Origin of the sequence: Klebsiella sp. JN_Kp122 (assembly GCF_040062085.1) — a bacterium.
Lineage (GTDB): Bacteria > Pseudomonadota > Gammaproteobacteria > Enterobacterales > Enterobacteriaceae > Klebsiella > Klebsiella aerogenes.
This window is the reverse complement of sequence record NZ_JBEAHW010000045.1, coordinates 1-20,875: the sequence shown is the minus strand read 5'-3', so window position 1 is coordinate 20,875 and position 20,875 is coordinate 1. Positions and strand designations below refer to the sequence as shown.

19 protein-coding genes are annotated in these 20,875 nt (G+C 55.6%); 6 read left to right on the top strand and 13 right to left on the bottom strand.

Annotation, left to right across the window (positions count from 1 at the left end):
• From ABLU78_RS19310 to ABLU78_RS19300, 3 genes are read right to left on the bottom strand one after another with little or no spacing between them, the layout of a single operon-like run.
• Positions 1-1,182: an acetyl-CoA C-acetyltransferase gene (locus ABLU78_RS19310; protein WP_015705191.1), complete on the bottom strand. Its 1,182-nt coding sequence runs from the start codon at positions 1,180-1,182 to the stop codon at positions 1-3.
• A complete protein-coding gene (locus ABLU78_RS19305; protein WP_015366933.1) occupies positions 1,179-1,847 on the bottom strand; it encodes a CoA transferase subunit B in 669 nt (222 codons plus the stop codon). The genes ABLU78_RS19310 and ABLU78_RS19305 overlap by 4 nt, the downstream gene beginning before the upstream one ends.
• Before the next feature lie 2 nt (positions 1,848-1,849).
• Positions 1,850-2,557, bottom strand: a complete 708-nt coding sequence (locus ABLU78_RS19300) for a CoA transferase subunit A (protein WP_047053877.1) — start codon at positions 2,555-2,557, stop codon at positions 1,850-1,852.
• Between the two features lie 140 nt (positions 2,558-2,697).
• Here ABLU78_RS19300 and ABLU78_RS19295 point away from each other — a divergent pair, with 140 nt between their 5' ends.
• Entirely contained in the window at positions 2,698-3,588 is an 891-nt protein-coding gene (locus tag ABLU78_RS19295) for a LysR family transcriptional regulator (protein WP_048228688.1), read from the top strand.
• A gap of 46 nt (positions 3,589-3,634) precedes the next feature.
• Here the strand turns inward: ABLU78_RS19295 and ABLU78_RS19290 are convergent, their stop codons facing one another.
• Complete coding sequence (locus ABLU78_RS19290) at positions 3,635-3,775, bottom strand: hypothetical protein (protein ID WP_015705194.1); 141 nt, start codon at positions 3,773-3,775, stop codon at positions 3,635-3,637.
• A gap of 314 nt (positions 3,776-4,089) precedes the next feature.
• Here ABLU78_RS19290 and ABLU78_RS19285 point away from each other — a divergent pair, with 314 nt between their 5' ends.
• Both ABLU78_RS19285 and ABLU78_RS19280 read left to right on the top strand, forming a co-directional pair.
• Positions 4,090-5,004, top strand: coding sequence for a DUF535 family protein (locus ABLU78_RS19285; protein WP_045385954.1), 915 nt, complete (start codon positions 4,090-4,092; stop codon positions 5,002-5,004).
• 320 nt (positions 5,005-5,324) lie between these two features.
• On the top strand, positions 5,325-7,724 hold the full coding sequence (locus ABLU78_RS19280; protein ID WP_048228689.1) for a membrane-bound PQQ-dependent dehydrogenase, glucose/quinate/shikimate family: 2,400 nt from the start codon (positions 5,325-5,327) through the stop codon (positions 7,722-7,724).
• Positions 7,725-8,047: 323 nt separating this feature from the next.
• On the opposite strand, the gene ABLU78_RS19275 is transcribed toward ABLU78_RS19280, so the two are convergent.
• The 8 genes from ABLU78_RS19275 to ABLU78_RS19240 all read right to left on the bottom strand — a co-directional run bounded on the left by ABLU78_RS19275 (position 8,048) and on the right by ABLU78_RS19240 (position 15,558).
• Complete coding sequence (locus ABLU78_RS19275) at positions 8,048-8,593, bottom strand: anti-virulence regulator CigR family protein (protein WP_015366928.1); 546 nt, start codon at positions 8,591-8,593, stop codon at positions 8,048-8,050.
• Positions 8,594-8,715: 122 nt separating this feature from the next.
• Positions 8,716-9,684, bottom strand: a complete 969-nt coding sequence (locus ABLU78_RS19270) for an oligopeptide/dipeptide ABC transporter ATP-binding protein (RefSeq protein WP_048228690.1) — start codon at positions 9,682-9,684, stop codon at positions 8,716-8,718.
• Entirely contained in the window at positions 9,681-10,661 is a 981-nt protein-coding gene (locus ABLU78_RS19265; protein WP_048228691.1) for an ABC transporter ATP-binding protein, read from the bottom strand. Before ABLU78_RS19265 ends, ABLU78_RS19270 begins: the two co-directional genes overlap by 4 nt.
• Positions 10,658-11,605 (bottom strand): oligopeptide ABC transporter permease, encoded by a 948-nt coding sequence (gene opp4C / locus ABLU78_RS19260; RefSeq protein WP_047056252.1) that lies wholly within the window; start codon positions 11,603-11,605, stop codon positions 10,658-10,660. The genes ABLU78_RS19265 and opp4C overlap by 4 nt, the downstream gene beginning before the upstream one ends.
• A 2-nt stretch (positions 11,606-11,607) precedes the next feature.
• Positions 11,608-12,564: an ABC transporter permease gene (locus ABLU78_RS19255; protein ID WP_047053882.1), complete on the bottom strand. Its 957-nt coding sequence runs from the start codon at positions 12,562-12,564 to the stop codon at positions 11,608-11,610.
• Positions 12,565-12,607: 43 nt separating this feature from the next.
• Positions 12,608-14,311 carry an ABC transporter substrate-binding protein gene (locus tag ABLU78_RS19250; RefSeq protein WP_015705202.1) on the bottom strand — a complete coding sequence of 568 codons (1,704 nt, stop codon included), beginning with the start codon at positions 14,309-14,311 and terminating at the stop codon, positions 12,608-12,610.
• A 183-nt stretch (positions 14,312-14,494) separates the two neighbouring features.
• Positions 14,495-15,145 (bottom strand): CatA-like O-acetyltransferase, family 1, encoded by a 651-nt coding sequence (locus ABLU78_RS19245; protein ID WP_015366922.1) that lies wholly within the window; start codon positions 15,143-15,145, stop codon positions 14,495-14,497.
• 29 nt (positions 15,146-15,174) lie between these two features.
• Positions 15,175-15,558 (bottom strand): glyoxalase/bleomycin resistance/extradiol dioxygenase family protein, encoded by a 384-nt coding sequence (locus tag ABLU78_RS19240; RefSeq protein WP_015366921.1) that lies wholly within the window; start codon positions 15,556-15,558, stop codon positions 15,175-15,177.
• A gap of 92 nt (positions 15,559-15,650) precedes the next feature.
• On the opposite strand from ABLU78_RS19240, the gene ABLU78_RS19235 reads away from it, so the two are divergent.
• From ABLU78_RS19235 to ABLU78_RS19225, 3 genes are all read left to right on the top strand, one after another.
• Positions 15,651-16,421 carry a DeoR/GlpR family DNA-binding transcription regulator gene (locus tag ABLU78_RS19235; RefSeq protein ID WP_015705204.1) on the top strand — a complete coding sequence of 257 codons (771 nt, stop codon included), beginning with the start codon at positions 15,651-15,653 and terminating at the stop codon, positions 16,419-16,421.
• A 289-nt stretch (positions 16,422-16,710) separates the two neighbouring features.
• Positions 16,711-19,926 carry a molybdopterin cofactor-binding domain-containing protein gene (locus tag ABLU78_RS19230; protein ID WP_048228692.1) on the top strand — a complete coding sequence of 1,072 codons (3,216 nt, stop codon included), beginning with the start codon at positions 16,711-16,713 and terminating at the stop codon, positions 19,924-19,926.
• Between the two features lie 43 nt (positions 19,927-19,969).
• The gene (locus tag ABLU78_RS19225) at positions 19,970-20,428 is read left to right on the top strand and encodes a (2Fe-2S)-binding protein (protein ID WP_015366918.1); all 459 of its coding nucleotides are present in this window, start codon (positions 19,970-19,972) and stop codon (positions 20,426-20,428) included.
• A gap of 175 nt (positions 20,429-20,603) precedes the next feature.
• Here ABLU78_RS19225 and ABLU78_RS19220 read toward each other — a convergent pair.
• On the bottom strand, positions 20,604-20,875 hold a 272-nt coding region (locus ABLU78_RS19220), incomplete at its 5' end, for a molybdopterin dinucleotide binding domain-containing protein (protein ID WP_348820653.1).

Sequence of the window (20,875 nt, the reverse complement as noted above, 5' to 3'; positions counted from 1 at the left end):
TTAACGTTCGATGGTCATCGCGATACCCTGACCGCCGCCGACGCAAAGCGTCGCCAGGCCTTTGCTGACATCGCGGCGCTGCATCTCGTGCAGCAGACTAACCAGAATGCGACATCCTGAGGCGCCAATCGGATGGCCGAGCGCGATAGCGCCGCCGTTGACGTTGACTTTCTGGCTGTCCCACTCCAGCAATTTGCCAACGGCCAGCGCCTGCACGGCAAAGGCCTCGTTGGCTTCGATGAGATCCACCTCGTCCAGCGACCAACCGGCGCGCTGCAGCGCCTTCCGGCAAGCACTTACCGGGCCGATACCCATCACGGACGGATCGACGCCGGCCACCGCAGAGCTGACAATTCGCGCCAGCACCGGCAAGCCAAGCTGCCGCGCTTTATCGACGCTCATTAATAAGACTGCCGCCGCGCCATCGTTGAGCGAAGAGGCATTGCCCGCGGTGACGCTGCCATCCTCCGTGCGAAAGGCAGGGCGCAACTGCGCCAGCTGTTGTTCGCTGGTTTCCGGGCGCGGCTGTTCGTCTGCGTCCACCATGCGCGGCGCTTTTTTACCCTGAGGGACGCTAAGCGGCACTATCTCAGCCTGAAAGCGCCCGGCGGCTATCGCGGCGGCGGCTTTGCGCTGCGAAAGGGCGGCGAAGGCATCCTGCTGGGGGCGGGAGATATCAAAGGCGTCGGCGAGATTCTCGGCGGTGATGCCCATGTGATAGTCGTTAAACGCATCCCATAATCCGTCCTGAATCATGCTGTCCTGCATGCTGGCATGGCCGAAGCGCAGGCCATCGCGCGCGCCCTGAACCAGATACGGAGCATTGCTCATGCTCTCCTGGCCGCCGGCTATCACTATCTCCGCCTCGCCGCTGCGAATGGCTTGTACCGCCTGTTGCACAGCTTTCAGCCCGGAACCGCAAACCAGATTGACGGTAACGGCCGGAGTTTCAACCGGTAGCCCGGCGCGCAGCGCGGTTTGCCGCGCCGGATTCTGTCCGCAGCCGGCGGTTAATACCTGGCCAAAAATCAGTTCGTCAACGGCGCTGGCCGGTAGCTGTGTGCGTTCAAGCAGACCACGCACTACGGCGGCGCCAAGCTCGACGGCGGAAAGGGAAGACAAGGCGCCGCGAAAACTGCCGATTGGCGTACGTAGCGCGCAGACGATAGCGACTTCTTTCATATTGCCTCCTTAGTGAAGCGCATTTCGCGGACGTCATCGGCAATGACCAGCCGTCCGGCCGTTTTACGGGCAATTTCGTCAATGCTGACGCCGGGGGCGTATTCGCGCAGAACAAAGGCGCCGTCGCTAATTTCCAGTAGCGCGAGATCGGTGAGTACCCGGCGAATACAGCCTGCACCGGTGAGCGGCAGAGTACATTGCGGGAGCAGTTTGGATTCGCCGTTTTTCGAGGCGTGCGTCATCACCACGATGATGTTTTGCGCGCCGGCCACCAGATCCATGGCGCCGCCCATGCCTTTCACCATTTTTCCCGGGATCATCCACGAGGCGATATTACCCGCGACATCGACTTCAAAAGCGCCGAGGACCGTGAGATCGACGTGGCCGCCGCGGATCATGGCGAAGGACTGGGCGGAGTCAAAGATAGCCGCCCCGGTTTGCGCGGTAACGGTCTGCTTGCCGGCGTTAATCATGTCGGCATCAATCGTTGACTCATCGGGAAATTCGCCCATCCCCAACAGGCCGTTTTCCGACTGCAGCATCACTTCAATACCGGCAGGAATATAGTTAGCGACCAGCGTGGGAATGCCGATACCGAGATTGACATAATCGCCGTCGCGCAGTTCCTGGGCGACGCGCATCGCCATTTGTTCGCGAGTTAACATATTCAGTTCCCTCCGGCGCGCAGCGTGCGCTGTTCAATACGTTTTTCGAATTGCCCGACGATCAGCCGGTCGACATAAATACCGGGCGTATGGATGGCGGAAGGGGGAAGTTCGCCCGGCGCGACGATTTCTTCGACTTCCACTACCGTGATCCGCCCGGCGGTGGCCATCAACGGGTTAAAATTCTGCGCGGTATGGCGGTAGACCACGTTGCCGTACCAGTCGGCTTTCCAGCCCTTTACAAGGGCGAAATCGCCGCGAATGGCTTCTTCGAGAATGTAATGTTTATCGTCGAACTGACGCACTTCTTTGCCTTCCGCTACCGGCGTGCCGTAACCGGTCGCGGTATAGAATCCGGGGATCCCGGCGCCGCCGGCGCGAATTTTCTCGGCAAGCGTACCTTGCGGGGTCAGTTCCACCGCCAGTTCGCCGCTCAGTACCAGTTGTTCAAAGAGGGCGTTTTCGCCAACGTATGAGGCCACGACTTTGCGTACCTGGCGCGTTTCCAGCAGCATGCCGAGACCAAAGCCATCAACGCCGCAGTTATTAGAAACTACCGTCAGGCCCTGTACCTGGCGGCGTTTGACCTCGGCGATTAAGTTTTCCGGGATGCCGCACAGGCCGAAGCCGCCGGCCAGTAACGTCATGCCATCGGTTAATCCGTCCAGCGCCGCTTCATAGCTGGCGACGCGCTTATCCAGTCCTGCCATCATTTTTCTCCTGCCTTGCGATGGCTCTATCATTAAGGGCGCGGACTGATTTGATAATTTTGAATTTGTGACCCACTCATTTGGTTTTTTTATTAATTTATCGTTAACTAAATTCTTTCAATTAGTTAACAGGTAGAAAAATGAGAATGAGTGTCAAACAGTTACGCGCGTTTCTAGCGGTAGCTCACACTCTTAACTTCGCCCACGCCAGCGAGCGTCTGAACCTGTCGCAGCCGGCGCTGAGTTTGACCATCAAGGGGCTGGAAGAGGCGCTTGGCGGGGCATTGCTGCAGCGCAGCACCCGCAAAGTGACCTTAACCCAGGAGGGAGAAACCTTTCTGCCGATGGCCCGCCAGCTGCTGGCGGACTGGGATAATGCCGAAGAGGCGATGCGGCAAAGTTTCACCCTGCAGCGGGGAAAGATCTCCGTCGCCGCGATGCCGTCGTTTGCCACTAACGTGCTTCCGGAAGTGCTAAAAGCCTTCCGCGACCGCTATGCGGGAGTCAACGTAACGGTGCATGACGTGATTAATGAGCAGGTCATTGAGATGGTGCGCGAAGGCCGGGTGGAGATGGGGATCGCGTTTGAGCCATCGCCCGGCAACAATCTGCTGTTTACGCCGCTGGCGGTGGATCGCTTTGTGGCGATCGTGCCGAAAACGTCGCCTTTGGCGAGTAAAAAGCAGTTGAGCTGGCGTGAACTGCTGACACTGGATTTTATAACCCTGCAGCGGCCATCGGCGGTGCGTTTGATGCTGGAAGAAGAGTTGGCGCGTAGCGGTAGCCAGTTGGACGTGGCGCTGGAAAGTCATCAGTTGGTCACCGTCGGGCGGATGGTCGCCAGCGGTCTGGGCGGCAGCGCGGTGCCTGCGTTATGCCAGTCGCAGATGCAGTCGCTGGGAGCGGTTTGTCTACCGTTAAGCGAGCCGCCGATTGAAAAGTGCATTGGCGTTATTCATGCCGGACATATGCAGTTGTCGAAGGCGGCGCAGGCGCTGCTGGAAACGCTAAAGGGCTTTTTGCCCGCTTAGGCAGTTACAGGCGAAAAAAAACCGGCCTGGTTAGCCGGTTTAATCATTAGATTTTGCAGGCATCGCCGCAATCATCATCGGCAACAATCGCCTGCGCTTTTTTATCCGCTTCGTCCAGGCGTTCAGCGTTACGCTCTTCCGCTTCTTCCAGGCCGCTAAAGACCAGGTTGTCGAGATCAATTTCCATGAGTTACCCACTTTGCTACTTTTTTGACTGTCGGCAGAGTATAGGTCAAAACGATGGAAGGTTGCACCCCGCGCCCGAAGCTATCGCACAGAGCGTTAATCGTCAGCTTGTTTTTGGTAGCGGAGTGGAGGGGTATTAGTCAATAACCGCTATTATTCATAGTTGACATTATTCATTTATTATATGAAAGCATAAAGTGATAATTTTCGGATTGTTTCTTAAATGAAATGACAACGAACCAGTAAATAACGATTGACCCGTTTCAGATATGGTAATATGGCCGCGATTATGGATGAGTCTATGGACCTTGATCAATGGTATCGATAACAGCATCTGCCATCAAAGAATGGCGGAGAAATAATAAAGTCATTTGTCACGTAAAACTTAAATATAAAAAGGTATTGCGAAAATGTCGCGAAATACCTTTAACAGGAGGTAAGTACAAGGAATATCAACGGCTTTGCCAGACATACACATGTGCAAAATTGACCAGCGCGACGCCGGGGCTGGTACATTTTGAAGATAAGCCTTTTAAGGCATATTTAAATAAGCGAATGTCGAAAAGAGCTAAACTGAATATTGCCCATGGTGCGTTGAATTTTATTGAAAAAAGCTTTCAGGCGGAAATATTACCGCAGTTGTATAATGTATCGTCGTTCGGTTGCTCGATGATTACCATCCCGTTGAAGAATGGAACCAGCCTGGAAGTGAAACTTCTGGCCTCGCCGTTCCAGGAAGAGGGGGAACTGATGCTGCAGATGTTCTTTGAAAATAAACGCGTATATAGCGTCTGTTTTTCCTGCACCGATCAGGGTAGTGCGTGGATTGGCGGTATTCAGGGCGGTAAAGACATTAGCAACGATGAAGTGAAGGCGTTGACCAAAGAGCTCTATGGCACGCGGCCAAAAAACCTGATTATCACTCTGCTGTACGGGTTATTGCGCCACTTTAATATTCGTGAGATCTACGCCATCGACAGCGACTACCATGTGAAGAGCGACAAGGTGAAAGCCAGTTACTCAGAGTTGTGGTTAGAAATCGGCGGCGAGAAGCAGCGGCGTGGTTGGTACAAATTACCTGCACAAGAGATTAAAAAAAGTCTGGAAGAGGTGAAAAGTAAACATCGCAGCCAGTTTATTAAACGTGAAAGTTTAAAAGAACAGGCTCAGTTGGATCTGATCGCCGCATTACAGAAGATAACCGTTGGTGAAAGCGCCAACAAACCTTAATACTGGATTGCCGATTCGCCGGGGGCGGCGGGTCGGCACCCATGATAGATGCTATCTCTCTCCCCGCGGCTCCTGCTTAACACCACTCTCCTATACAACCTGCTCATCTATCAAATTCAGTTTATAAGTTAAAATATTTTAAACATTTTATGCGGTTAAATTTTACATAAAATTTACATGTCCATATACTTTCTTACGTTCTTCGCCCTGGTTTGGGGCGTCCAACCAACAGGTTAACTGCGCTGTACGGCATCGCTTATCGATCGGCGCTTTAAAATAAATGCTTTGGTTATATCGACATATGTCGAATGGGATGAAATATGGACGAACAAAAAGGTCATGGTCGAAGGATCTTCTTCACCATATACCGATTGCTTTTTGTGTTACTGAGTTTTGGCATTGGGATTTTCTTAACTATCTGGGGGGGCAAGCTGCTCTCGCTCGGCGGCAGCGCCTGGTATCTGTTAGCCGGTCTCGCTTATCTCATCATCGCCGTCGGTTACTTCACTCGTAGTCAATACGCGCTTCCTCTTGCTGTTCTTACCTTTCTGTTTACGCTGGCCTGGGCGCTGTATGAAGTGCAGCTCAGCTACTGGGGCTTGATCCCTCGTCTGGTGGTTCCTGCGCTGATGCTGATGCTGGCTCTGTGGCTGGCGGCGGCGATGCCGGTGGTTCGCGTGCGTCTGGCGAACTGGAGCGCGACGGTTATCTTTATTGCGCTGCTGGCGACGCTGGTTTCGGCATTCTACCCGCACGGCGGCATCCATAATGGCGTCGTGAAAGCGGCGAGCGGCAACAGCGCGACGCAGGCGGCAAAAAGCGATAACTGGGAGTTCTTCGGCCGCGATGCCTCCGGCACCCGTTTTGCGCCGTATACAGATATTACCCCGGAAAACGTTCATAAGCTGAAAGTCGCCTGGACCTACCACACAGGCCGCCGCCTGACCGGCCCGGCCATTGGCGTTGACGAAAATACGCCGCTGCAAATTGGCGATACGCTGTATTCCTGTACGCCGCTTAACGTGGTGACCGCCATTGATGCCGATACCGGCAAGGCGCGCTGGCGCTTTGACCCGCACGCGCAGACGGCGGAACATGTGACCTGCCGCGGCGTGGGTTACTATGATGTGCAGAGCGACGATACGCTCAGCGCGGAAGAAAAAGCGAGCCCGGCGCTGCAACAGTGTCCGCAGCGGATCATGGTATCGACCGTGGATGCGCGCCTGCTGGCGCTGAATGCAAAAACCGGCGAACTGTGCGCTGACTTCGGCGACCACGGCAGCGTGGATCTGAAGCAGGGCATGGGCGACACCGAAAACAGCAAACGCTACCATCCGACTTCAACGCCGGTGATCATGGGGCATATTGCGGTGCTGGGCGGTTGGGTACGCGATATCGTACACGGCGAGCCATCCGGGGTCGTACGCGCTTTTGACGTACGCGATGGTAAAGTCGTCTGGGCCTGGGATGTCGGCAAGCCGGAAAATATCACCGACCCGGAAAAAGGCCGCGTTTATACGCTCGAAACGCCGAACGTGTGGACCATTCCCGGCTTTGATAAAGAGCTGAATCTGGTTTATCTGCCGACCGGTAACGGGCCGCCGGACTACTGGGGCGGCGATCGTAATGAAGCGAAAGAGAAATATGGCTCCGCGGTGGTGGCGGTGGATGCCAGTACCGGTAAAACAAAATGGGTTTTCCAGACCGTTCACCACGATATCTGGGATTACGACCTGCCATCGCAGCCAGTACTGTTCCACATGAAAAACGAGCAGGGCGAGGACGTCCCGGTTCTGATCCAGACCACCAAAACCGGACAGATTTACGTGCTCGATCGCCGCACTGGTAAACCGGTGACCCGCGTCGAAGAACTGCCCGTCGCTCATCAGGGGGCGGAGGGCGAACATCTGTCTGCCACCCAGCCGTTCTCTACCGGCATGCCGCAGTTAGGCGTCGAGCCGCTGAGCGAAAAATCAATGTGGGGCGTGACGCCGTTCGACCAACTGATGTGCCGTATCGATTTTAAAGAGTCGACCTACCTTGGCATGTATACGCCGCCGTCAGAGAAACCGTATATCGAGTGGCCAAGCCTGCTCGGCGGCATGAACTGGGGCGGCATCACCATCGATGAACGTACCGGCACGCTGTTCGTCAACGATATGCGTATGCCGTTGCGGATGTCGCTGGTGCGCAAAGAAGAGATGGCGAAATACAAAGTCTCCACCGACGAAGTCCCTGGCTTTATGGGCACCGTTCGCCCGCAAGTTGCCGGGCCTTACGGCGGCGTACGTATCGACATCCTGCAGTCCGCGCTGGGCGTGCCCTGTAATACCCCGCCGTTTGGTACCATGAGCGCTATTGACCTGAACAGCCGTCAGCTCATGTGGCAGGTGCCGATGGGCTCGGTAGAAGATACCGGGCCGCTGGGGATGAAAACCCATCTGCATATCCCGTTGGGAATGCCGACGCTGGGCGGCCCAACCTCCACCGCCTCGGGCCTGGTGTTCTTCGCCGGTACCCAGGATAACTATCTGCGGGCGCTGGATTCCGCCAGCGGTAAAGAGCTGTGGCGCGCTCGCTTGCCGGTTGGCGCGGTAGCGGCGCCGCTGGTCTACAAATCGCCGAAAACCGGCAAAGAGTACGTGCTGATTTCCGCCGGCGGCGCCAGCCACTCGCCGGACGTCGGTGACGATATCATCGCCTACGCGCTGGAGGAATAACCTCTCTAAACGAAACAGGTCCCGGTAAACGGGACCTGTTCCTGGCTGACAGCCGGGGGAGGTAGCATGGGGCAATGCTGGACTTTTACTCTCTGAATATCACTCTGCGCAATACGCTGCCCTGCGGCATTGACGTAGGCCAGAGACATCGGCGAACCCGTGGTTTTCTCTACTCTCAAATCATTAAAATCCATTGCACATTCTTAGCGCTTTCCGCCAGTCCGTCTGGATCCTCATTATTCCCTGTCGCATAAAGCAAAAAAAGGCCCATCCTGGTGATGGGCCTTTTTGACGTTCGGCGTGTAGCCTGAAAGGTGTAAAAATTAATCAAAAACGCCGTTAATGACGGAAGTGACGATTGCGGTACTTAACGCAACCAGCACTAAATCATCGCCCACTGCGCGCCATTCATAACCCGGGTAGTAAGGCAGATCGTTAATCATAGATGCCGGCAACGTTTTTTTGGCAATACCTGGAGGTAATGGTTTGCCGCGAACCACATTTTTTGCAATACCCGGCGGTAGCGCCTGATAACCTACCAGACCATAATTCACCGCCAGAGAACGGGCTCGCGAGAAGCTAATATCAGAGTCGACATGGTCGGGTTTGCCGTAGTTTTTACGGTTACCGTGATCCTCTTTCGACTTATCATTTCCCTGGCCTTTGTTGCTGTGGTCACTGCTGTTGCCATGGTTACCGCTATTGCCGTGGTTTCCACCGCTATTACCGTGGTTGCCACCTCCGCCGCTATTGCCATGACCTCCGCCACCCCCGTTGCCATTACCAGGGTTGGCATAAACTGGCGCGGCAAGGACGGCGAGCGAAATAACCGCCGCAAGTGCAGATTTGAGAGTGCGACGCTTAATCATAAGGGTGTTCCTTAAAGTGAAGTACACGCTTTGAAGATATGACGTGCGCATAACCTTAACAATGTCATGTTTTCTTATTTTTATACTCCGCAGAAAATATGCCTCGCCTTTTCTGATCATCGTTATCCTGCCCAATGACAGGCGACCAGGTGTCCAGGCGAAATTTCACGAAGCGTCGGCGCCTGACGGCGGCAGTGGTCACTTGCCTGCGGGCAGCGTGACGAAAACCGGCAGCCCTCAGGCGGGCGCGACGGATCCGGGATTTCCCCCTGGACGACCGCCTGCGGTTCGCTTTCGGGATCGAGTGTGGGTACCGCGGCCAGCAGCGCCTGGGTATAGGGATGAAGAGGGCGGCTAAACAGCGCATCGCGGCTGGCGGTTTCCACCAGTTGGCCGAGGTACATCACCGCCACGTCGTCGCACAAATGCTCCACGACTCCGAGGTCATGGGAGATGAATAGAAAGGTGACGCCACGCTCGTCGCGCAGGTCGGCAAATAGATTGATAATCTGCGCCTGAATCGACACATCGAGTGCGGAAATGGGTTCATCGGCGACGATAAAGTCCGGATTAAGAATCAGCGCGCGGGCGATGCCGATGCGCTGCCGCTGACCACCGGAAAATTCATGCGGAAAACGGTGGTAATGCTGAGGCGCCAGCCCGCATATCTTCATCACCGCAATGACTTTCTCATAGAGTTCAGCGCGCGTGCATAGTTTATGCTGCAGCATCGCCTCGCCAATCGCCTCGCCGATGCGAATGCGTGGGTTCAGTGAACTATAGGGATCCTGAAACACCAGTTGAATTTTCGGTCGTAGGGCCTGCATTGCCGCCGCTGACAGTTCGAATAACTCCTGACCGCGGAATTTAATGCTGCCAGCGGTCTTTTCATACAATCCAAGCAAGGTGCGGCCAACGGTGGTTTTACCACTACCGGATTCTCCGACGAGACCGAAAATCGTTCCCGGACGGATATTAAAACTGACGTCATCGACCGCGCGCAGTTCGCCGGTCTGCTGGCCGAACAGGCCGTCGCGCAGCGGGAAATACTTTTTCAAGCCATTAACTTCAATCAAATAGGGCTGGTTCATGCCATCGACTCCGCGAATTGACTATAAAAACAGGCTGCCTGATGCGAGGACCCTAAAAGTGGCGGGATGTCCTGACGGCAGCGTGCTGTTGCCTGTTGGCAGCGATCGGCAAACGCGCAGCCCGCAGGCAGTTGCGCGAGATCCGGCACCTGACCGGGAATGGAGTAAAGCCGCCGGCGGCGCGTGCCCGGCACCGGACGCGAGGCGATAAGTCCGCGGGTATAGGGGTGCTGGGGCTGGCGCAGCACCTCGACGGTGGTTCCCTGTTCGACAATCCGCCCGGCATACATTACGACGACCCTTTCGGCCATCTGCGCGATCACCCCCAGATCGTGGGTGATCAGCAGCATCGCCATCTGGCTTTCGCGCGCGCGGTCACGTATCAGACGCAGGATCTGCGCCTGCACGGTGACATCCAGCGCGGTAGTTGGTTCATCCGCTATCAATAATTGCGGCCCGCAGCTCAGCGCCATGGCGATCATTACCCGCTGTAGCATGCCGCCGGAAAGCTGGTGTGGATAGTACGCCATCAGGCTTTCGCTGCGCGCCAGTCCCACCTCGTTCAACAGGTGTATTGCACGCTGCCAGGCGGCTTTCGGCGAGTCGCCGCGGTGGCGGATGAGCGGCTCGCAGAGCTGTTCGCCTATGGTCAGTACCGGGTTGAGCGCCGACATCGGCTCCTGGAAGATCATCGCCAACTGGTTGCCGCGCAGGTCGGCCATGTGACGCGCTTTCAGCTTGAGCAGATCGCGTCCTTCGAAAAGGATCTCGCCGCCGTCAATGCGTGCGGCCTGGGGAGGCAATAGGCCCATTAGCGACATGGCGGTCACGCTTTTGCCGCAGCCGGACTCACCGACGATACCTACCGTTTGCCCGGCCTGAATCGAAAAAGAGACTTCCTGTACCGCGCGCACCCGGCTCCCTTCAGCAGCGAAAGAGACCGAAAGTTGCTTAAAAGAAATTAATGGCGTGCTCATTTCAGCCTCTGTTTCATTTTCGGGTCCATCGCGTCGCGCAGGCCGTCGCCCAGCACGTTGATAGCAATGACGGTAATAAAGATGGCAATCCCAGGAGGCATCCATAGCCAGGGTCGCCGCTGAAAATCAATCAGGCTGTTGGCGGCATCCATCATATTGCCCCACGACGGCGTCGGCGGTACTACGCCAAGGCCAAGGTAGCTCAGCGCCGATTCGCTCAGAATGGCGTTAGCGACCGCCATTGTCGCCATCACCACCAGAATCGGGATGGTATTGGGCAGTAGGTGGCCAAACAGGCGGCGGCGCGCCGACAGTCCCAGAACCTGCGTCGCCAGCATAAAATCGCGCTCGCGTAGCGACAGGCACTGCCCGCGCACCAGCCGCGCCAGCTTTGGCCACTCCAGCAGGCTGAGCATAATCACCACCATCCAGATGCGGGAATCCGGCGAAAAATCGAGCTCGGAGAGCATCGCGCCGGCGACGATTAATAAAGGCAAACTGGGGATCGTCATCACCAGATCGGCCAGCCGCATAATCAGTTTATCGGTGAGTCCGCCGACATAGCCCGACAGCGCACCCAGTAGATAGCCAAGCGTCACCGACAGCAGCATGGTCAGCAGGCCGATTATCAGTGAAATGCGCCCGGCCAGCAGTAAACGCGTATAGATATCGCGGCCAAGAAAATCGGTACCTAACCAGTGTTCGGCGCCGGGTGGTTTGTTGATCATCAGCGCATCGGTGGCGTCATCTTTCCACGGCGACCACATCGGTCCGAGTACGCACCACGTGGCCATCACCGCAAGCAGGATTAAACACAGCATCGCCATCCGGTTGCGGCGCAGCTGGCGCCATGCCTGACGCCATGGAGAGGGGGTTATTTGCGCAAGCGCGGGGATTGTCGCCTGGCGCAGGCGGCGACGGTAACCAAACAGGGAAGTTATCATCATTACCTCACTCGAATGCGCGGATCGGCCCACGCGTAGAGCACATCGGCCAGTAAATTACCGATGATCGTCAGCACCGCCAGAAACAGGGTAAACCCCATCAATACCGGATAATCGCGAGCGGCCAGCGAATCGATATGAATGTGCCCGGCACCCGGCCAGTTAAATACTTTTTCGGTAATGATGGCGCCAGAGAACAATCCCGGCAGTTCGAAGCCAAGCAGGGTGATGACCGGCAGTAGCGCATTGCGCAGCGCGTGTTTCATGATAACCGTGCGTTCTCGCAGCCCTTTAGCTCGGGCGGTACGAATGAAATCCATCTTCACCACGTCAAGCATGCTGGCGCGAAAATAGCGCGTCAGGCTGCCGGCCTGCAGCATCACCAGCGCCAGTACCGGCAGTACCAGATGGGCGGCGACCTGCAGCACATACTGCCAGCCGTTATCGTCGCTGCCGGTATTGGTCATCCCGCCTACCGGCAGCCAGTGCAGGTCGACGGCAAACCACTTAATCAGCAGCAGGCAGAGGAAAAAGGTGGGAAAGGACATGGCGGCAAACACCGCGATACTCACCAGATGATCGAACCATGAATTAGGTCTGAGCGCGGAGACAACGCCAACCGTCAGGCCGATACCCCAGTAGAAGACCAGCGCCACGCTTGCCAGCAGGAAGGAGTTCCAGATGTACTGGTTCAGTAACTGGCTGACCGGGATCTGGTATTGCAGCGAGAAGCCTAAATCCCCGCGCAGTAGTTGTCCCAGCCAGTGAAGGTAGCGGGTGAAGAGCGGCTGGTCGAGACCGTATATCGCCTTCAGTTCGGCGGCGCGGGCGGCCGTCAAGGTGATGTTGCCATCGATAAAATCGCCGGGAGTTTTAGCAAAGAGCATAAAAATGATAAAGGAGGCCAGCAGCAGCATCGGCAGCGTTTGCAATAGGCGCCTCAGGATGAAATTTTTCATAACATTCTCACATCAGCCGCCGGGAGGCCGGCGGCTGGGGGATTTACTTCACGATTTTCACGTCCGGCAAACTGCCGGTGAGGCCGTTATAGATATCCGGCTTAAAGCCGGTCACCCGGGCGCTGCTGGCGGAAAGAATCTCCCGGTATCCCAGCAGGATAACCGGCGGATCCTCGGCCAGCACCTGATACAGCTGGTGATAGATAGGCTTGCGTTGTTCGACATCCAGCACTGCGTTGCCCGCATTGATAAGCTTATCGACTTCAGCGTTGTGGTAGCCCGACTCTTTGGCTTCGCTGCTGTAGAAGTCCCACACGCCGTCATGCGGATCGTTGAGAGTGCTGGTGCTGAACGACGCCAAATCGTAATTACCCGCTTTGCGCTGCGCCATCAGCGCGTTGAAATCAACCACCTGCGGTTTCAGCAGCACGCCTATCTGCCGCCAGTTCTCTTTGGCAATTGGGATCAGCGCATCGTTAATGACTTTTTTGCTCGCCAGTAGGGTCAATTCCAGCCGCTTACCGTCTTTCACGCGGATGCCATCGGCGCCAGGCAGCCAGCCCGCTTCATCGAGCAGTTTTTTCGCTTGCACCGGATCGTAATGGTAGGGGTTGACGCCCTGCGCATTGAAGGCCCAGGAAATAGGCGCGATCGGTTCAATGGCTACCTTGCCGTATCCCTGATACACCACGTCGATTAATTTCTGGCGGTCAAGCCCGTAAATCAGCGCCTGACGCACTTTTTTATCCTGCAGTGCCGGGCGATGGAGGTTGAACTCCACCTGGCTGTAGTCGCTGGAGCCGTACAGGTTGATATTGGCAAAACCGAGCATCTTAAGCTGCTCAATATCATCCGGACGCGAGGTGAAGGCGTCGTAGTCGGTTTCGCCGGTCTGGAATAGCTGGAAATTGGTAGACGGATTGGTCACGCGATAGATAAAGCGCGGCGTTGGCGGCGTACCGCGATAAAAATGCGTGTTGGCGTGGAAGCGAATCTCCTGCCCGGGAATATATTTATCGTAGACATAAGGACCGTTACCCAGCGGTTTTCCGTGCAGAGAACGAAGATAATCCAGATTTCCGCGTTGATACCCTTTGCCGTACCAGGCTTTCGATAATACCGGACCGCCGATTTTCGCTAGCGTTGTCGCGCCCGGCTGGGTGGTAGTAACCTGTAAGGTCAGCGGATCGATAACTTTCAGGCCGCTCACGCTATCGGCTTTGCCGGCTTTATATTCTGCGCCGCCGGCGATATTGGCCAGAGTAATATCGGTATCGCCGTCATATTTCGGATCGAGAAGAACGGTCAGCGTAAAGGCGACATCCTCCGCGGTGAGTGGCGATCCGTCGCTGAAGGTCAGGTTTGGGCGTAATTTGATGGTATAGACTTTGTTATCCGCGCTCACCGTCCAGCTCTCAGCCAGCCCCGGCACCAGCTTCCCCTGACTGTCCCAGTCAATCAGGCGCGAGAAAATAACGTTGGTGACGTTCTCATCCCAACCGTTGACGAAGAAGTAAGGGTTAAAGATCCCCTGCGGTTCGGAAATGCCGGCCACTACCGTGTCTTTACGCAGTTTGGCGCTGGCCGGGATCTGGCTGGCATCGGTTGCGGGAGTGATCCCTTCTTTAAGAATATCGTCGGCGTTGGCGACAGAAGAAAATGCCACCATGCTACCGAGCAACGCCACTTTCAGCGCCAGCGCGAAGCGCGTTTGTCGGGTTTTTAATCCTTGCCGTAATCTGGACAAAAGTGCTACCTCATCAAATGATTGCGTTGTTATTTACAATTCATGACGAAGATAAGAGGCGCGCTGAATACTGTCTAACAACGAAACGCTATGGTTTATAGCCATTTCGCATTAGCAAAAAACCGGCAATATAATGCCGGTTTTCGGGGAAGTCATAGTGGATTGTTCTTTATGCCGCGGCAGCTAATCGCGGGCCTCAACCGGCAGCCACAGGGCCTGCGGGTTAGCGAAATAATATTCAACTTCGGCATAAAAACGGCTGGCGTGCAGGCCATCCACAAAAGCGTGATTAAATCGGCCGGCAACCGGAATGATGCCATTTTTCAGTTTCCCCCACGTCAGGGCGGGCACCGCCGCGCCCACGTAGTATTCCGCATGGGTCATGGCGCTGAAGTGCAGCCACGGCAGGCAACTGGCGCAAAAGAAATTTTCTTCTTCCACAATAAGCGGTGAGGGATTGGTGCTTCTTGCGGCCTCAATGCGCGGCGTTGCGGCGGCGCTAAACGCGGGGAAATCAGCGGCGTTATCGCACCATACCTGGCGAAAACCTTCGCTGGCCGTCATGATCGGCGTCATCACCGAGATGGCGTCATATTCGATGATATCGTCGTTGCGCAGGCGCTGTTTCAACTGCGGTACGGCGTTGGCCGCACGCAACAGGCCGAATAACGCCAGTTGAAAGAAGGAAACGCCCCGGTCTTTCGCGCAGGTGTACAACTGTTGCGCTTCTACCGGCACGCACAGATTGAAGCTGGGATTGGCAAAGGTACGGTAGAACGTAAAGTGATCCAGGCGAGGCCAGCTCGCTTTATCAATAACGCGATAATGTGCCACGGTCGACTCCTTCATGTGGATTTGCCTTACTATGCGACGATTTCCACCAGGTTTCCATCAGGGTCTTTGATAACCGCCTCATAATAGCCATCGCCGGTGGTGCGTGGGGCAGAGACTAAAATTCCCGCCATTTCAGCGCGTTTGGCTAACGCATTCACCTGTTCCGTGCCGCCGACGGCGATCGCCAGATGCACCCACCCCGTATGGTTGTTATCGTGGGTCGAGTCATGTAAACCGGGTTTGGTCATTAACTCAATGGCCACGTCAGAGCCAATTTTTACAAAGTAGGATTCAAAACCAGGATTGGTTTTACTACGGTATTTTTCGTTGATTTCACCGGCAAAAAACTCCACCCAAAAGCGTGCTTGCTGCTCAAGATGGCGGGTCCAGAGGGCGATATGGGCAACTTTCATGGTTTACCTCGTAAAGGGTCGGGTTGACAGCATGCGCATAAGTGAACGATTATGCTCTTTTCTGCTCGTTATGTTTATTTTAAGGAGTTGTTGTGCTCGATTATGCAGCTTTCCCTCAGCAACGACAAGCGCTGATTTGTCAGATCCTGCAGGAGGACGGTAGGGTCGTCTGCGCCGATCTGGCCCAGCGCTTACAGGTCTCTGAACACACTATTCGCCGCGATCTTCATGAGTTGAGCAAAGACGGATATTGTAAGAAAGTCTACGGCGGCGCGGTGATGACCCTGCCGGAATCCATGGAGTACAACGAACGTAAAGAGAAAAACAGGGCAACAAAGAGCAGAATCGCACAGAAATGCGCACAGCTAGTGAAACCGGGCGGCTGTATTTTTATTGATACCGGCACCACCAATCTGGCCATGGCGGAAGCGCTACCGGGCGAACTGGCCTTAACCGTGGTTACCAATTCTCCGGAAATCGCGGCGGTTCTGCTTAAAAAACCGCTTTACGAGGTTGTGATGCTCGGAGGTTTGGTGCAACGCGCGGCAGGCGGTTGTGTCGGCGCATCGGCGGTGGCCCAGGTGCAGGGGATCCTCTTCGATCAGGGGTTTATTGGCGGCTGCGCGATGGCTCCGGAGTCAGGTTTAACCGGCTTTGATCACGCCGATTGTGAATTTAAGAAAGCGGTTATCAAACAGTGCAGTGAGATTATCGTTGGCTTAACCTCAGATAAAATCCCCGCCGTCGCGCGTTTTGTGGTAGCTGAAAGCAGCGCCATTGACGTGCTGGTCGTGGAGGAAAACATTAGCCGTAAATACCGGGATGCTTTCCGTGAACACGAGATCCGTATCTATACCGTCTAGTACACGGGCAAATTATTAATTTGAGAAAACCGGGCTATCACTTTGATAAAAATGGCGGCGAAATGTTTCTGGTCTGCGGGCTGCGGCCTTAGTAGCGCTATTTTCTCCGCACTTTAGCCGTATTTTGCGCGGCGACTCACAAAAACGAAGCTTACGCAGCACCTCATTGATTTCTGGCACAAATCTTGGATTTGTTATCGGTGAAGTGGCTTTTCCCATGGGTTATGGATAGCGCGACGTTTAGCGAACCCGGGATTGCCCGCAACGGATAATCATTGAGGGGACTGTTATGTGTGCTTCACCTTCAGCGCCGCTACGGCGCGTGGATGGACTGGCGAAAGTCAAAGGAACGGCCGTTTATGGCGACGATATTACCTTACCGGACATGCTGTATGGCGTTTGCCGCTTTGCGGATATACCCGCCGGGAAAATCGAGGCGATAGATCTTAGCGAGGCGCTGAATGTTGCAGGCGTGGTAAAAATCGCCACCTGGCAGGATATTCCCGGTACACCGGTCGTGGGGATCATCGTCAAGGATTATCTGCCTATTGTCAAAGACGAGGTAGTCTTCCACGGCGATGTCGTCGCCGTGGTGGCGGCAACCAGTTATGAAGCCGCCTGTGAAGCGGCGGATAAAATACATGTGCGCTATACGCCTTATGAACCGCTAACGGACGTAGAAGCCGCGCTGGCGCCTGACGCCCGGCGAATTCACCCGGAGCGCAGCGATAATATCGCCGCCCATCACCACACCGTTAAGGGCGACATCGCCAAAGGCTTTGCCGAAGCCAGTCACGTGATTGAACGTGAATATGAAGTGGGCTTCCAGGAACACGCCTACATCGAACCGGAAGTCGTACTGACCTGGCTTGATCCTACCGATGGTAGCCTGATTATCTCCGGCTCTATTCAGAACCCGCACCGCGTACGCAGCTTCGTGGCTAAGTTTATGGGCTGCCCGCAAAGCCAGATTAACGTCAAGCGCGCGGTGATGGGCGGCTCGTTCGGCGGCAAAGATGACATCATCGATCATCTGGCCTGCCGTTGCGCATTGATGACGCGCCTGACCGGTCGTCCGGTGAAATTTACCTACACCCGCGAGCAGTCCATTATCGAAAGCTGTAAGCGCCACCCCTATAAAATGAAGTATCGCGCCGGGGTGGACGACAACGGGCGTATTCTGGCGATCAAAATCGATATTCTTGCCGATAGCGGCGGCTATGCGGCGTCCTCACCGTTCGTCACCTGGCGTTCTTCGGTGCAGGCCGCTGGGCCGTACAATATTGATAACGTGCATATCGACGTCAAAGCCGTCTATACCAACAACAGCTATACCTCGGCGATGCGTGGTTTCGGTTCACCACAGGTGGTTTACGCCAACGAATCCTTTATGGATGAAATTGCCGACGTGCTCAATCTCTCGCCGGTGGCGGTGCGTGAAGTGAACGCGCTGCGTCAGGGCGATATCTCGGTCACCGGGCAGCGATTTGATAAACACACCGTCTCGGCGACTGAAGTCCTGAGTAAGGCGGTGAATGCCTCGGAATTTGCGGCAAAACGCCAGCACTATCGTGAATTGAACCAAAAAGGCGGTGTTTATCGCTATGGCATTGGCCTGGCGCTGAGCTACCGTGGTTGTTCCATCGGCGCGGAAGGGGTAGATACCTCGACGGCGCTCATTCAGGTGAATGAGGACGGCAGCGTCAATCTGGCGACATCGGTTTCTGAAAACGGTCAGGGTCTGCAAACCGCGATGTCGCTAATCGCCGCGGAAGCCTTTGGTATTCCTCTATCGGAACTGCATTTTATGGAACCGCCGACCTCGGTTATCGGCGACGGCGGATCGACGGCGGCAACTCGTGGGACTATGGTCGGCGGTGGGGCGATTCTTGACGCCGCGGACAAGATAAAACGCCGCATTCTCAGCGTCGTCGGCGACAGCATCGGCACCCGCGAGTTGGCTGAAACCTTGTGGCAGGATGGCTTTATCATCAACGTCCAGGACAGTGAACGGCGTATTGATTTCAAAACCGCGGTTAATAAAACCAAATGGGCCAGCGTCAGCCTGACCGAATACGGCTGGTTTGTGCCGCCGCCCATTCACTGGGATGAAGAAAAAGGCTGCGGCAGCCCGTACTTTACCTGGGTTTACGGCTGCCAGGTGGCTGAGGTAAGAGTGAACACCAGCACCGGTAAAACCGATTTGCTGCATGTTACCGCCGCCCATGACGTGGGCCGGGTACTCAACCCGGTGGGGTTTGAAGGTCAGGTTTACGGTGGCGTGGCGCAGGGTTTTGGCTACGCGCTGCTGGAAGACTTCAACATTGAAAATGGCCAGGTCAAATCAGAAAACTTCGACAGCTACCTGCTGCCGACGATGAAAGATATTCCGCCGATGACGATTATCGGCGTAGAAAACCCGGATATCGCCGGGCCTCTGGGGGCGAAGGGGATCGGCGAACCAGCCACTGAACTGGCGGCGGCGGCTATCAACAACGCGGTGAGTTTTGCCCTCGAGACGCGGTTTAATAAATTACCGTTGACTCTTGAACAGGTGATCCTCGGCTACAACCTGAAAAAGCCGGTTCGCCAAAGCGAAATGATGCTGGAGGCGGAAAACAAGAAGCAGGTGCTGCGCCTCACTGACGTGGAAGTGACTCGCGCGAAAAGCCTGCAGGAGGCGTTAACTCTGCTGGCGCAAGAGGGCGTGACGGCTATCGCCGGCGGTACCGATGTAATTGTGCAGGGGCGTCTGCAAACCCGCGCGATGCGGCTGGTTGATATTTCCCGTCTGCCGGAGTTGACGCAGGTGAGCGAAGATCCGGTCAGCCATGAGGTCATCATTGGCGGAGCGATGACCTTTAACCGTATTACCGATCATCCGCTGTTGCGCGAACGTTACCCGCTGCTGGTGCAGGCCTGTCATACCGTCGGTTCGCACCAGATCCGCAACCGCGCCACCATCGGCGGCAATATCGTCAACGCCGCGCCCTGCGGCGATTCCATTCCGCCTGCCATCCTCTATGACGCGCGCATCGAGCTGCGCTCGCTAAATGGCGTACGCACCCTCGGTCTGGCCGAGTTCTTGCTGTCCGGCTACAAGACCCAGCGCCAGCCGGATGAACTGCTGACCAAAGTGATACTGCCGCCGCCGGTGCGCCCGCGGGCTAAAGGTTTCTATCACCAGTTAGGGCGGCGCAACGCGCTCAACATCACCCGTCAGAGCCTGAGCGCGCTGCTCGATTTTGCTGATGATGGCACGGTGAGCTACTGCCGTCTGGTGGACGGCGCGCTGTTCAGCAAGCCGCAGCGGTTACTGGATATTGAACGCTGTCTGCTAGGGAAACCGTTAAATAGCGACACGATTAATAGCGCCTGCGAGGTGCTGGACAAGCTTATCTATGCGGCCATTGGTAAGCGCTGGTCGGCGGCATATAAGCAGCCGGTGTTCGTCAATATGTTCCGCGACATGATGGCCGAGGCGCAACGGGCCTCAGGGATTTAATGATTCAATCAGGGCGCCAGAGCGCCCTGTACAGGATAGAGCTATGAGCACAATTAAAGTGAAGGTAAACGGCAAGCTGGTGGAAGCAAAAGTAGAAGGCAATATGCGCCTATTGGATCTGGTGCGGGATACATTGCATCTTACCGCCACCAAAGAGGGATGTTCGATTGGCGAATGCGGCGCTTGTACGGTGCTGATGGACGGTAACGCCGTTTGTTCTTGTCTGGTACTGGCCGAACAGTGTGATGAAGCGGAGATCGAGACGCTCGAAGGGTTAAACGATAATCCGATTACGCAAAAATTACAGGATGCATTTATTGAGAAGGGCGGCGTGCAGTGCGGGTTCTGTACGCCGGGAGTACTGGTCAGCGCCACCGAATTATTAACCAAAGAGCCGCATCCGGACGAAGCGCAAATAAAGGATGTATTAGAAGGCAATATGTGCCGCTGTACCGGCTATCAGCCGATTATTGATTCCATTCAACACGCGATTAAATCGTGATCTTGTAACGGGGCTTCTGTTTTGTTAGTAGCCCCGGTAAGCGCCACCGGGGGAGGGTTCCCGGATAGCGGCGCATAGCGCCTTATCCGGGCTACGGTTCGGTATTCGGTCGGTAGCCCCGGTAAGCGTAAGCGCCACCGGGGAGGGGCCGAATATCGGGTAAGGCCGCCGAACCTTAACCCATCGCGCTTTCGCGCAGGCGGGCTTTTAGTTTGTTGTACTCCTCGATCACGTACTGCTCCGCCGCGCGCTGATCGGCAATCCGCTCAACGTTAACCGCGCAGTACTTGTACTCCGGCGTTTTGGTTATCGGGCTCAGGTTCTCCGACACCAGCTCGTTACAGGCGCCGATCCACCACTGGTAGGTCATGTACACCGCGCCTTTATTCGGTCGATCGCTGACCTGCGCGCGGGTGATGATGCGGCCCTTACGCGAATTGACCCACA